Source organism: Streptomyces sp. MB09-02B (genome assembly GCF_033794485.1).
Taxonomy (GTDB): Bacteria; Actinomycetota; Actinomycetes; order Streptomycetales; family Streptomycetaceae; genus Streptomyces.
Genome location: NZ_JARGEE010000047.1, coordinates 19,435 through 32,524, shown reverse-complemented (window position 1 = coordinate 32,524; position 13,090 = coordinate 19,435). Strand labels below are relative to the sequence as shown.

Below are 13,090 nucleotides of genomic sequence, written 5' to 3'. Positions count from 1 at the left end.
CCCCGGTGGTGACCGCCGCGATCCCCCGGTACCCGGACGCGGGCGCCCCCAGCAGCCCCGCCATCCCGTCCAGCGACTCCGGTACGACGACCACGACCCGCCGCGCCCAGTCCTCGCCCCACGCCTCCGTCACGGCGGGCACGGCCCGGTCCGCCAGCGCCGCGTACCCCCGTAGGGCGTCCGCGGACCGCCCGACCCCCAGCACGAGGCTCCGCTCCCCCCGCACCGCGACGATCCGCCCCTGCTCCCAGAGCTGTTCGGTGCCCTTCTTCGAGGGCTCGTCGGCGGCCACCCGCCATGCCCCGTCGCCGTCCCGGACGAGGGTCAGGGTCCGTACGGCGGTGACGGGTGACGCGTCGTAGCCGCGGATCCGGTAGCGCAGGGCCGCCTCGGCGGTGGCCCGGTCGCCGGAGCGACGGAAGGAGTTCACGTCGTACGACCAGGAGGACAGCGGCAGACCGCGGAGGTTGGCGAACTCGGCCGCCCCGGTGGCCAGTTGACCGGAGGCGGCGGAGGAGGCAGGCGCCTCGGTGGCACGGTAGGCCGTCCCGTCCCGTGCCAGGACCGCCGTGGCCCGCCGGTCGAGCATCCGCTGGACGTCGGCGCGGGCGGCGTCCGGGGCCGCTTCGCCTCCGCAGCCGACGAGGAGGGCGAGGGCGAGAGCGACCGCCGAGGGGACACCTCCGCGTCCCGGGTGCCCGTGCCGAACCCCCGACCCGGACCGGGAACGCGTCGTGCGCCTTCGACCAGCCACGTTCCCGATCGTACGGGGCTCCGACCGCCTCGCGGCGGCCGGAGCCGACGACGGTCAGGGGCGGGTGACCGACGCGATCGGCATCATGCCGACGGGGTCGTAGCGGACCGGGGCGCCCGGGTAGGGGGCGTGGATGACCTGTCCGTTGCCGACGTACATGCCGACATGGCTGGCGTCGGGCCGGTAGGTGACCAGGTCGCCGGGCTGCGCCTGGGAGAGCGGGACCTGGGTGCCGGCGTACCGCTGGGCCTGCGAGGTGCGGGGCAGTCCGACGCCGGCCTGCCCGTACGACCAGACCATGAGGCCGGAGCAGTCGAAGCCGTCGGGGCCGGTGGAGCCCCAGATGTACGGCTTGCCGAGGGCGGAGCGGGCCGCTGCGACGGCGGCGGCCGCGCGGCCGTTGGGGGCGACGGCGCCGGTGGGTTCGGGCATGTCGGTACGGCCGCCCGGCGCGGTGGAGCGGGAGGCGCGGTCGTACGCGGCGCGCTCCTCGTCCGGGAGGGAGTTGAGCAGCTGCCGGGCGGCCGCGAGCTTGCCCTCGACGGTGCGCTTGTGCCGGGCGACGGCCTTGCGGCTCTTCTCCAGCTCGGTCAGCTTGCCGCCGGCCTCCGCGCGGTTCTGATGGAGGTCGCGCAGGGCCTGCTGGAGGTCGTGGAGTTCGCCCGCCTGGTGGGCGCTGATGCGGTCCAGGGCGGAGGCCCGGTCGAGGTAGTCGTCGGGGTTCTCGGAGAACAGCAGGGCGATCGACGGGTCGAGGGCGCCGGTGCGGTACTGGGCGCCGGCGAGCGAGCCGAGCGACTCCCGCATGGTGTTGATGCGGTCCTGCTGCCGGGCGATCGAGTCCTGTGCGGTGGCGACCTGCTCGCGCAGTTCGTCGGCGCGTTCGTCGGCCTTGTTGTACGCCTCGGTGGCTTTCTCGGCCTCCTCGTACAAGCGGTCCACCTCGGCGCGGGTGTTGTCGTGCGGCGCGGCGGCGGCCGGCTGGACGGGGATGGCGCCGAGGGCGGCGGCAGCGGCGGACAGCACACCGAGGGCGGCGGCCGCGCCCCGGTCGAACCCGGACGGTACAAGGCGACTGTGGGACACCACGGGAAGCCGCACTCCCTTCGACGGTGGACAGGGCACTCCCCCGTGCCTGAGGACGCCCCGGGGAGGGGTGCGCTCACGGCGGGTGAGGGAAGCGCGGCCGACAGTAGCCGCGCGACGGTGTCCCGGCCAAAGACCTCCGCGGCCACAGAGCGTGACGTCCGGCCTGGGACCCAGGTCACCAGCGGGTGAAGGGGTCAGCACGAGGTGCGGGAATTCGCTCGTTCGGGCGGCCCTGTGTCCTGATCTTGAAGAAAAACAGGGCCGACCGTCACACTGTGTGACGGGCGGCCCTGTTCGAGGCGGAGCGGGTGTCAGCCGACGACGCGGACACCGAACTGGAAGCTGCCGATGGTGCCCATCGACTCGTAGCGGACGACCTTGCCCGGATACGGGGCGTGCAGGACCATGCCGTTGCCCGCGTAGAGGCCGACGTGGCCGAGGTCGTTGAAGAACACCAGGTCGCCCGGCTTGAGCTGGTCGCGCCCGATCTTCGTGCCGTCGTTCTGCTGCGTGTACGTGGTCCGGGTGATCGAGACACCGGCCTGGGCGTAGGCCCACTGGGTCAGCCCGGAGCAGTCGTAGGAGTTGGGACCACTGCCGCCGGAGACGTACGGCTTACCGACCTGGGTGTCGGCGGCGGCGAGGGCGGCGGCGCCGTAGCTGGAGGCGGGCGCCTCGTCGCCGAGCTCGACGCGTTCCCCGGCGTCGCGGCTGGCGCGGGTCTCCTGCTCGTCCAGGGCGGCCTTCTCCTCGGCCGTCAGGGTGTTGAGGAGCCGCTGCGCGGCGGCCAGCTTGCCCTGGACTTCCTTCTTCTTGTCCGCCAGGGTCTCGCGGGTGTCCGCGAGGTCCTCCAGCTTCTCGGTGGCCTCCTGGCGCTGCTGCGCGAGCGTGCGCTGCTTCTCCTGGATCTTCTTGAGCGCCTCGACCTGCTGGCTGGTCAGCTGGTCGAGCGTGGCGGCCTTGTCCAGGTAGTCGTCCGGGTCGGCGGAGAGGAAGAGCTGGATCGAGGAGTCGATGCCGCCCGAGCGGTACTGGGCGCTGGCCGCCAGGCCTATGCCCTCACGGAGCTCGTTGAGCTCCTCCTGGCCCTTGGCGACGTTGTCCTGGATCGTGGAGATCTCTTTCTCGAGCTTCTCCTGCTTCTCCTCGGCCCCGTTGAGCTTGTCGGTGGCCCGCCCGGCGTCCTCGTAGAGCTTGTGGACCTTGGCCTGGACGTCGTCCTTGCTCGGCTTCTCGCCGGGCGCCGCATTGGCGGCCTGCGAGGTCAGGGCCACGGCAGCGGCGGCAGCGGTGGTGAGCACGGTCACACGCGTACGGCTCGGCTGCTTGGGTCGACGGTGGGACGCCACGGTAGGTGAACTCCTTCTTGTGAGCGACCGACCGGCGGGGACTCCGGCGACGATCACCCGTTCAGAGGTTTGAGCCCAGACCCTAGTGACCCAATGGTGATCACTTCAAATCCCCCACAGGAAAAATCCCGTCCCAGGGCGCACAATTTACACTCAACGCACATCCGGTAGCGCTCGGTTGACGCTACGTTGCGCAACAGTTCCGTCAATTCGGTCATAGCGCCCGTACGTTGCCCTTGGGGCGCAAGGGATCGAAGGGTCAGGAAAGGCGCTTGAGGAGCACCGCGGAGGCGACCGGCCGGGCCCCCGCCTTGGCGATCCCGTCGGCCACCTCGCGGTCGGTGGAGACGACGATGACCGGCCGGCCGGGGGGTTCGGCGCGCACCAGCTGACGGATCAACTCGTCGGCGGTGACACGGGGTTTGGAGAACAGGACCCGCACTCCGCGCGGCGGCGCGAGCAGTACCGGCGCGGCCAGCTCCGCCCCGTCGAAGACACAGGTCACCTCGGCGCCGGTCTGCGCGGCGAGCTGGGAGAGCTGCCCGAGGAGCCGGAGCCGCTGCTTCTCCAGCGGCATCTGCGGATAGCCGGTCTTGGTGACGTTGTAGCCGTCGACGACGAGATGCGCCTGCGGCAGTGCCAGCAACTGGTCCAGGATCGCCGGGTCGTTCTCGGACAGCGCGCGGGCGGCGATGTCCTTCGGGGTCATCCGGCCCGGCTCGACCGCGTCGACGGTCTCGGCGGGGCGTACGGAGACCGGCGGCAGCGCCAGCTCCCGTCTGAGGCCCTGGGCCGCGTCCAGCACGGTGTCAAGGAGCAGCCGCACCCGCATGTCCTCGACGCTGCGGCCCTCGCGGGCGGCCCGCCGGGTGGCCTCCAGGGCGGCCTCCGCCTCACCGAGCCGGGCCTTGAGCCGCCGGGTCTCGCTCTCGGCGGCCGACACCTGGGCGTGGCCCTCGGCGCGCAGGGTCTCCATCTCGGCGTGCAGCTTGCGCAGGGCGGCCTCGCCGCGCTTGACGTCGCTGAGGGCGGCCCGGAGCTTGCGGTGCAGCGAGTCGGCGTCCCTCTTGGCCGCTTCCAGCTCCGCGCGCAGCCGTTCCGTCTCGGTCCTGGTGTGGCCGCGGGCCTCGGCGAGCTGCTCGCGCAGCCGCTCCAGCTCGGCCCGGCTCTCCTCGTCGGCGCGCTCGGCGTCGGCGCGCAGGGCCTCCTCACCGGCGGCGGCGACCAGCTTCACCCAGCCCGTGGGACGCAGTACGTAGGCCGCGGCCGCCACGTCCAGCGGATCCGCGGCCGGGGGCGGCGCGCCCGTGTCGAGGGCGCCGGCCAGCTCCGGGTGGGCCTCGCGGAACCGCTCCCCGATCCGCTGTCTGAAGAGCGTGTCGCTCTCCACGGCGGCCGCCATCGCGTTCCCGGCGAACTTCACCCGGCGGTTCGGGGCGAACCGGGCGTACTGCCTGAGCTGTGCGGGCAGTTCGGCGACGGTCAGTCCACCGAAGCCGTCGGAGACGATCTGCACGACGCGCTTGCGGACGCCCTCGGGCAGCGGACGGTCGAGCACCTCAGCGGCGCCGTCGCCCGGCCCCCCGCCTGAGCTCTCCACCATCCGTCACCCCAATGTCTGTGCGGGGCCCGCTCCCTCAGGAGCCGGCGCCCGGCCTGTCCACGAGTTCCACCTGGTCCACGGCGTTGCACCAGCGGCAACGGACCGATTCGATGGTCTCACTGACCACGTTGCGCTCCTCGACCTCGGGCTTCCCGGCGAGGTCGAGGTGAACGTACTCGACGACCTTCGACGAGCGGGTCACGTCGAACCGCGTGAGGTTGCCACAGAGCGTGCAGCGCCAGCGGGTGGTGTCCGTCGGCAGGGGAACCGTCATCGTGGCTGCTCTTCCTTCTTCCGGTCTCCGTGCAGCACCGGCGTCCCCGGTGCGTGTGGCTCGTAACCCTACGGCCTGACCGGTCCTGGACGCCTGTTCGCCTGCGGTGGCGGCGCGGATTGCGCGCCAGGGCGGGGCCGATCACCGTCGGCGGCGAGGCGGTCTGTGCGGGTGGGTCCCGTTACGTCATGCTCTGCTCATGATCGGCAAGTGGAGCACCTCGGCCGCCCGGGCCGTACGAAACGAGTCGGCGCCGGTGACGTACGGGCTGATCGCCGTCTGCTGTGCGCTCTTCCTGGTCGGACCGGCTGCGGGCCTCAACCCCGTGTACGGCACCGGGGACGAGCTGCTCGCCGCGCAGCGGGCGTACTTCCGGCGCTGGGGCGTCGTCCCGGTCGAGCTGTTCCACGGCACCCCGCGTGCGGCGCTCACCCCCCTCACGGCACTCTTCGTCCACGGCAGCTGGCTGCATCTGCTCGGCAACATGCTCTTCCTCTTCGTCTTCGGGGCGATGGCCGAGGAACGCATGGGCCATGTGGAGTTCGCCCTCTTCTACGTGGGCTGCGGCTATGTCGCGCTGGTGGCGTACGCGGCGGCGCACGCCGGGTCCCCGCAGTCGCTGGTCGGCGCGTCGGGGGCGATCTCCGCCGTCCTCGGCGCGTTTCTCTTCCTGTTCCCCAGGGCGCGGGTGACCAGCCTCCTGCCCTTCCTCTTCTTTCTTCCGCTGCGGTTCCCGGCATGGGTGACCCTGCCGTTCTGGGTGAGCCTGCAGTGGCTGGCCGCCGGACGGCAGACCTCGGGGCCGGGGGTCGCCTATCTGGCGCACCTGGTGGGATTCGGACTGGGGTTCGCCTACGCGTGGGGGCGCTACGGGCGTGGGGCTAGAGTGAAAGCGCCCGTGGATGCTCCGGTGGATGATCCGTCGGACGTCCCCGCTCCGGCCCCCGAGGGAGAGAAACAGCCGTGATCACCGCGATCGTGCTCATCAAGACCAGCGTGGACCGGATCCCGGAGATCGCGGAGTCGATCGCCGCCCTCGAATCCGTGAGCGAGGTGTTCTCGGTGACCGGTACCTACGATCTGGTCGCCATGGTCCGGGTGAAAGCCCACGACGACCTGGCCGACGTGATCCCCGGGTCCATCAGCAAGATCCCGGGTGTGCTGGGCACCGACACGCACGTGGCGTTCCGGACGTACTCGCAGCACGACCTGGAGGCCGCGTTCGCCATCGGACTGGACGGCTGAGCACCCCCGGACCGCCCTGGGACGAAGAAGATGAAGAAGTCCTCATCTCGCCCTCATCCGCGCCGACGGGTCCCCTCCGCAGGATCGTGCCCATGGTCTTCTCCCGCCGGATCGCGGCTCTCGCCGCCGTCGTGGCGATCCCGCTCGGGATCGCCGCGACCAGTTTCGCCCTGACCGACAGCCCCGAGGCGCCGAAGGTGCCGTCGAAGGTGGAGCTGGAGAGCGGGTCGCCGAGTCCCACACCCTCGCGGCCCGAGGCGACGCCCAGTGACGAGGTCGTGTCGCGGCCTCCGGTGACCGACAGTTCCGCGAGTGACGACGATGACGACGCCTCCGAGCAGGACGGCCGGGACGACGCCGACGACGGCCCCGGTGACGACGGCTGACCGACCGCGCGGGCGGGTCTCGGCCCGGGTCCGGATCCTTCTGTGGCTGCTCCTCGTGATGACCGTGGCGCTCGCCTCGGTGGCGACGACCACGCGGTCGATCCTCCTGCGGGACGTGGACCAGCGCGTCAACGAACTGCTGGTGCAGGAGGCCGGGGAGTTCACCAACCTCCAGGAGGAGGGCGTCGATCCGGAGACCGGGCGGCCCTTCACCGAACCGGCCCGGCTGCTGACCGTCTTCCTGCAACGGCAGAACGCCGACGTGCACGAGGAACTGATCGGACTCGTCGGCCGGCCCGGTCAGTCCCCCCGGTGGCTCAGACAGCAGCGGGAGATCGCCGTCGCGCTGCCGCTGTACAAGGACGCCGACGCCCAGCAGGAGATCTTCGACTCGCCCAGCTCCTCGGGAACCCTGGAGCGGCCGTCAGGGGAGATCCGCTGGGCGAAGGTGGAGGTGGCCCGGTACGGGGCCGCGGCGAACGCGGCGTTCGTGGTCGCCTTCCATCCGGCGGGCGAGCAGGAACGCGCCGACGAGGTGTTCCGGGTCCTCCTCGCCATCTCCGGGGTCGCGCTGCTGATGACAACCGGTATCGCCTGGGTGGTCGCGGGCCGGATCCTCAAGCCCGTACGGCTCGTGCGGTCCGCCGCGGCGCAGCTCACCGAGCAGGACCTCACCCGGCGCATCCCGGTGCAGGGCCGGGACGACGTGGCCGCGCTCGCCGAGACGTTCAACGCGATGCTCGACCGGCTGGAACGGGCGTTCGCCGCGCAGCGGGAGTTCGTCGACGACGCGGGCCACGAACTGCGCACCCCCATCACGATCGTGCGCGGCCATCTGGAGCTGATGGGTGACGATCCCGCCGAACGCGAGGAGACGGTCCGGCTGGTCACCGACGAACTGGACCGGATGAGCCGCATCGTCGAGGACCTGCTGCTGCTCGCCAAGGCCGAACGGCCCGACTTCGTCAGCCCCGAACCGGTCCAGCTCGCCGAACTCACCGCCGATGTGTACGTCAAGGCCCGCACCCTGGGCGACCGTGACTGGCAGCTCGCCGAAGTTGCGGACCTGGAGGCCGAGTTGGACCCCCAGCGGATCACCCAGGCGATGGTCCAGCTCGCCCAGAACGCCGTGCAGCACACCACCGCCGGCCAGACCATCCGCATCGGCTCCCGCGCCGACGGGGCGTCGATCGAGCTGTACGTCGTCGACTCGGGGCCCGGGGTGCAGCCGCAGGACACCGAGGTGATCTTCGAGCGGTTCCGGCGCGGCACCGCGAGACGCGGCGCCCGCGGCTCCGGCGCCGGGCTCGGTCTGTCGATCGTCCGCGCGATCGCCGAGGCCCACGGCGGCCGGGTCCGGCTGCATCCGACCGAGGGCGGCGGCGCCACGTTCGTCCTGACCCTGGAGGAGGCACGCGCATGAAACCGACGGACACAGAAGGGGCTCTCCCGTGAACCGCATCCTCATCGTCGAGGACGAGGAACGCATCGCCTCGTTCGTGGAGAAGGGCCTGCGCGCGGGCGGCTTCACCACGACCGTGGTCGGCGACGGCGACGCGGCCTACGAGTACGGCCTCACCGGCGGCTTCGACCTGATCGTCCTCGACATCGGGCTGCCCGGCCGCGACGGCTTCACCGTCCTGCGCGAGCTGCGCGAGGCCCGGGTGACCGTCCCGGTGATCGTGCTGACGGCCCGCGACTCCGTACGCGACACCGTGGCCGGCCTGGAGGGCGGCGCCGACGACTGGATGACCAAGCCGTTCCGCTTCGAGGAACTGCTCGCGCGCGTCCGCCTCCGGCTGCGTACGGCGGCGCGGGCGCCCGAGGTGACGATGCTGCGCAGCGGCGAACTGACCCTGGACCTGCGGACACGGCGGGCGCGGGCCGGGGACCGTCTGGTGGACCTGACCGCGCGGGAGTTCGTCCTGCTGGAGCTGTTCCTGCGCCACCCCGGCCAGGTCCTGTCCCGGGAGCAGATCCTGTCCCACGTGTGGGGCTACGACTTCGACCCGGGGTCGAACATCGTGGACGTGTACATACGGGCACTGCGCAAGAAGCTCGGGGCAGAGCAGCTGGAGACGGTGAGAGGCATGGGCTACCGGCTGCCTGCAGCCGCGCCCCGTTAGGGGCGCGGGGCTGTGTCGATATGCGGCTCCGCCGCGCGGGCGCGAGAAGCCCCACAGACCCGCAGACCCGCAGACCCGCAGACCCGCAGACCCGCAGACCCACAGACCCGCAGCCGAAGAACGACGTGAAGCTTCCTTCATAAACGACTCATCAAGAACTCACCCCCCACTTGAACCCTTGATGACGTGACCCTGAACCTCCGTCTGGCCACGTCCCTCTGCATAGCCCTCTCCCTCTGCGCCCTACTCGTCGTCCCCGGCAACTTCCCGGGCCTGGGCGGAGAGGCTCGCCTCACCCTCGCGGTGTTCGCACTGGCGACGGCCGCCTGGATCGGCACCCCCATCGACGACACCTACATAGCCCTCGGCGCCGGCCTCGCCCTCACCGTCACGGGAGTGATCAGCGACGACACCCTCTTCGGCACCCTCGGCGACGACACCGTATGGCTGCTGATCTGCGCGTTCGTCCTGGCGGCGGCGGTGACCCGGACGGGACTGGCGGGCCGGGCCGCGGCCTTCCTCGTCAGCGGCGCGCGCACCGTACGACAACTGACGCACCTGACGACGGCGGCGCTCGTCGTGACCGCGTTCGCCGTGCCCGCCACCTCGGGCCGGGCCGCCCTCGCGCTGCCCGTGTTCCTGGCCCTGGCCAAGGCGCTGGCCGACCGGCGACGACTGGTCGTGATGCTCGCGCTGCTGTTTCCGACCGTGATCCTGCTGTCCGCGGTGGCGACCCTGATCGGCGCGGGAGCACATCTGATCACCGTGTCGGTGCTGTGGGAGGCGACCGGCGACCGTATCGGGTTCACCGAGTGGCTGCTGCTGGGCCTGCCGCTGGCGATCGTGTCGTCCCATCTGGCGGCGGAGGCCGTCCTGTTGACGACGACCCGACGCGCGGACCGGCGGGGCCCCGTGCACGTCACGGTCGAGGAGATCCAGCTCCACAGCGAGCAGCCGGTGACCGGCTCCTGGTCCCCCGCCGAGTCGCGCTGCGCCCTGCTGCTGGCCACGGTCGTGGTCCTGTGGTGCAGCGAGCCGCTGCACCGGGTCCCCCCGGCCGTGGTCGCGCTGATCGGCGCGGTCGTCGCGTGCTCGCCGGCGCTGGGCACCGTGCGGCTGAAGGACGCGCTGCGGACCGTGCCCTGGTCGATGCTGCTCTTCATGGCCGCGACGATGGCGATGGGCGTCGCCCTCAGCGACTCGGGAGCGGCGAAGTGGCTGGTCTCGGGGCTGCCCCCGGGACTCACCCCGCCCCTGTTCCTGGCGGTGGTCGTGGCGCTGAGCACGGCCGCGCACCTGGTGCTGCAGTCGCGGTCGGCACGGTCGTCGGTACTGGTCCCGCTGGTGGTCGCGGCGGCTGTGGGGGCCGGGGTCAACCCGGTCGCCGCCGCGCTCGCCTCCACCGCCGCAGCCGGCTTCTGCCACACCCTCCCGGCGTCCGCGAAGCCGGTCGCGCTCTTCGCCGACCTCCCCGGCACGCCCACCTACACCCCCCGCGACCTGCTGCGCCTCTCCGCCGTCCTGGCGCCGCTGACCGCCGCCCTGATCGTGCTCTTCGCCCTGGCGGTGTGGCCGCTCATGGGCGTCCCGCTCGTCCCGTAACCCCCCGTCAGGAGCCCTGAGAACATGCTGAACCGAGTCGCCGTGGCCCCCAGTGGCTTCAAGGAGTCCCTGTCGGCCGAGGCCGCCGCCGAGGCCATCGCGGAAGGCGTCCGCCGGGTGGTCCCCGACGCCGAGCTGGACCTCATCCCCCTCGTGGACGGGGGCGAGGGCACCGCAGCCGCGCTGGCCGCCTCCACCGGGGGCCGTCTGGTCCCCCGGTTCGCCACGGGCCCGGTCGGCGCACCGGTGGACACCCACTTCGCCCTCCTCGGCTCCCCCGCCTCGGCCGTGACGGACACGGCCGTGGTGGAGATGGCCGCCGTCGCGGGACTCTCCCTCGTCCCGCCCGCCCTGCGCGACCCCGGCGCGACGACCACGTACGGCGTCGGCGAACTGATCCGCGCCGCGCTCGACACCGGCGTACGGCGGATCCTGATCGGCTGCGGCGACTCCGGTACGTCGGACGGCGGGGCCGGCGCCCTCCAGGCGCTGGGCGCACGCCTCCTGGACGCCGACGGTGTCGAACTACCTCCGGGAGGAAGGGAGTTGGTCCGACTCGACCGGATGGACCCGGCCGGTCTCGACCCCCGCCTGAAGGAAGTGGAGCTGCTGGTCGCCTGCAACCCGTTCAACGTGCTGTGCGGCGAGCGGGGTGTGGCCCGGGTATTCGGCCCGCAGAAGGGGGCGACACCGGAGCAGGTCGAGGAGCTGTCCACGGCCCTGGAGAACTGGGCGTGCGTCCTCACTCGCGACCTGCCCGACACGTCGGCCGGGATCGACCTCCGGTACGGCCCCGGCACCGGCGCCTCAGGCGGCCTCGGGGCCGGACTGGCCGCCCTGGGGGCACGGCTGCTCCCCCGCTTCGAGGTCCTGCTGGGCCACCTGGACCTCGACGCCCGACTCGCCCGCGCCGACCTGGTCATCACCGCCGAGGGCGCCCTCGACCACCAGACTCCGCGCGGCAAGGTCCCCGCCGAGGTGGCCCGCCGCGCCAAGCTGCACGGCCGCCCGGTCCTCGCCCTGGCGGGCACCCTCGGCGAGGGCGCGCACGAGGTGCCGGGCGTGGACGCGTACACCGGCATCCTGCCCGCCCCGATGGCCCTCGCCGAGGCCATGCTCCGCGCGAGTGAACTCCTCGCGGACGCCACGGAACGGGCCCTGCGGATGATCGTGTTGGGCGCGCGGGTGACGGCGGGCAGCCGGACGACCGGCCACCGTACGGCGGACCGCCCCGCTGCCGACCGTCAGACGGCCGGCACGCAACGCCCGTCCTCCGTACGGTAGTTCCACTTCGCGCCGTCCCGTACGAGTTCCTTCACCGCGCCCACGAACCGCTCCACGTGCTCGTCGGGGGTGCCCGCGCCGAAGCTCACCCGGATCGCGTTGAGGGAACGCTCGCCGGGTGCGGCCTCGGGGGCGCCGCACTCGCCCTGGGTCTGCGGGTCGCTGCCGAGGAGGGTGCGGACGAGGGGGTGGGCGCAGAAGAGGCCGTCGCGTACGCCGATGCCGTACTCGGCGGAGAGGGCGGCGGCGAAGTGGGAACTGTTCCAGCCCTCGACGACGAAGGAGAGGACGCCCACGCGCGGGGCGTCGTCCCCGAAGAGCGAGAGGATCCGCACCTCGGGCACCTCGGCGAGCCCGGCGCGCACGGTGTCGATGAGGTGCCGCTCACGGGCGACCAGGGTGTCGAATCCGGCTTCGGTGAGGGCCTTGCAGGCGGAGGCGATGGAGTAGGCGCCGATGACGTTGGGCGAGCCGGCCTCGTGCCGGGCGGCGGTCTCGTGCCATTCGACGTCCACGCCGCCGTCGGTGCGCCGGGTCACCTTGCGGCTGGCACCGCCGCCCGCCAGGTACGGGTCCGCCTCGCGCAGCCAGTCGGCGCGGCCGGCGAGGACGCCCGAACCGAAGGGCGCGTACAGCTTGTGACCGGAGAAGGCGACCCAGTCCACGTCCAACTCCTGTACGGAGAGGGGGTGGTGGGGAGCGAGCTGGGCGGCGTCGAGGACGATCCGCGCGCCGTGCGCGTGCGCGGCGGCGGCCAGTTCACGCACCGGCCAGATCTCGCCGGTGACGTTGGAGGCGCCGGTGACGCACACCAGCGCCGGCCCGTGCGGGTCGCGTCCCGCGAGCGCGGTCTCCAGCGTGGTGACGGCCTGCTCCGGCGTCCGGGGCGCGTCCAGGTACGTCACCCGCGCGTTCCGCCAGGGCAGCAGCGAGGCGTGGTGCTCGGTCTCGAAGACGAAGACCTGGCAGTCGGCGGGGAGCGCCTGGGCCAGCAGGTTCAGGGAGTCCGTCGTCGAGCGGGTGAAGATCAGTTGGTCGTCGGCCCGGCAGTCGAGGAACTCCGCGACGGTCCGGCGGGCGTCCTCGAAGAGGTCGGTCGACAGCTGGGAGAGGTAGCCGGCGCCGCGGTGGACGCTGCCGTAGTAGGGCGCGTAGGCCGCCACGTCGTCCCAGACGCGCTGCAGGGCCGGGGCGCTGGCCGCGTAGTCGAGTGCGGCGTAGGTGACCTCGCCGCCGGTGACGAGCGGGACCGTGACATCCCGGCCCAGAACGGGCAGCGGGGCGCAAACGGACTGGTCGGCGGCAAGGGTGGAGACAGACATCGCGAACTCCCGTGAGGAGGCATGCGGAAAGAAGGCATGCGGAGGAAGAGAAAGCA

The 13,090-nt window shown here is 72.3% G+C and carries 12 protein-coding genes and 1 pseudogene; 7 read left to right on the top strand and 6 right to left on the bottom strand.

The features are described 5' to 3' along the window. The 5 genes and pseudogenes from P1P70_RS10005 to P1P70_RS09985 all read right to left on the bottom strand — a co-directional run. Nucleotides 1–754: pseudogene (locus tag P1P70_RS10005) on the bottom strand (hypothetical protein); the annotation flags it as partial. 54 nt (nt 755–808) lie between these two features. Next, on the bottom strand, nt 809–1,843 hold the full coding sequence (locus tag P1P70_RS10000; protein WP_319236327.1) for an NlpC/P60 family protein: 1,035 nt from the start codon (nt 1,841–1,843) through the stop codon (nt 809–811). Nucleotides 1,844–2,154: 311 nt separating this feature from the next. Further along, on the bottom strand, nt 2,155–3,192 hold the full coding sequence (locus P1P70_RS09995) for an NlpC/P60 family protein (RefSeq protein ID WP_319236325.1): 1,038 nt from the start codon (nt 3,190–3,192) through the stop codon (nt 2,155–2,157). Between the two features lie 259 nt (nt 3,193–3,451). Next, nucleotides 3,452–4,795, bottom strand: coding sequence for an NYN domain-containing protein (locus P1P70_RS09990; protein ID WP_319236323.1), 1,344 nt, complete (start codon nt 4,793–4,795; stop codon nt 3,452–3,454). A gap of 34 nt (nt 4,796–4,829) precedes the next feature. After that, nucleotides 4,830–5,069: a hypothetical protein gene (locus P1P70_RS09985; protein ID WP_033528168.1), complete on the bottom strand. Its 240-nt coding sequence runs from the start codon at nt 5,067–5,069 to the stop codon at nt 4,830–4,832. A 199-nt stretch (nt 5,070–5,268) separates the two neighbouring features. Between P1P70_RS09985 and P1P70_RS09980 the strand changes: the two genes are divergently transcribed. The 7 genes from P1P70_RS09980 to P1P70_RS09950 all read left to right on the top strand — a co-directional run bounded on the left by P1P70_RS09980 (nt 5,269) and on the right by P1P70_RS09950 (nt 11,712). Then, a complete protein-coding gene (locus tag P1P70_RS09980; protein WP_319236321.1) occupies nt 5,269–6,036 on the top strand; it encodes a rhomboid family intramembrane serine protease in 768 nt (255 codons plus the stop codon). After that, on the top strand, nt 6,033–6,314 hold the full coding sequence (locus tag P1P70_RS09975; RefSeq protein WP_033528170.1) for an Lrp/AsnC family transcriptional regulator: 282 nt from the start codon (nt 6,033–6,035) through the stop codon (nt 6,312–6,314). Before P1P70_RS09980 ends, P1P70_RS09975 begins: the two co-directional genes overlap by 4 nt. 92 nt (nt 6,315–6,406) lie before the next feature. Continuing rightward, a complete protein-coding gene (locus P1P70_RS09970) occupies nt 6,407–6,700 on the top strand; it encodes a small secreted hydrophilic protein (protein ID WP_086797509.1) in 294 nt (97 codons plus the stop codon). Next, nucleotides 6,687–8,123: an ATP-binding protein gene (locus tag P1P70_RS09965; RefSeq protein ID WP_319236319.1), complete on the top strand. Its 1,437-nt coding sequence runs from the start codon at nt 6,687–6,689 to the stop codon at nt 8,121–8,123. Before P1P70_RS09970 ends, P1P70_RS09965 begins: the two co-directional genes overlap by 14 nt. A gap of 28 nt (nt 8,124–8,151) precedes the next feature. Next, the gene (locus P1P70_RS09960; protein WP_319236318.1) at nt 8,152–8,826 is read left to right on the top strand and encodes a response regulator transcription factor; all 675 of its coding nucleotides are present in this window, start codon (nt 8,152–8,154) and stop codon (nt 8,824–8,826) included. A gap of 186 nt (nt 8,827–9,012) precedes the next feature. Beyond that, nucleotides 9,013–10,428, top strand: coding sequence for an SLC13 family permease (locus P1P70_RS09955; protein ID WP_319236316.1), 1,416 nt, complete (start codon nt 9,013–9,015; stop codon nt 10,426–10,428). Nucleotides 10,429–10,452: 24 nt separating this feature from the next. Beyond that, complete coding sequence (locus tag P1P70_RS09950; RefSeq protein WP_319236314.1) at nt 10,453–11,712, top strand: glycerate kinase; 1,260 nt, start codon at nt 10,453–10,455, stop codon at nt 11,710–11,712. Here P1P70_RS09950 and P1P70_RS09945 read toward each other — a convergent pair. Beyond that, on the bottom strand, nt 11,673–13,034 hold the full coding sequence (locus tag P1P70_RS09945) for an aminotransferase class V-fold PLP-dependent enzyme (RefSeq protein ID WP_319236312.1): 1,362 nt from the start codon (nt 13,032–13,034) through the stop codon (nt 11,673–11,675). The genes P1P70_RS09950 and P1P70_RS09945 overlap by 40 nt on opposite strands. Between the last annotated feature and the right edge of the window lie 56 nt (nt 13,035–13,090).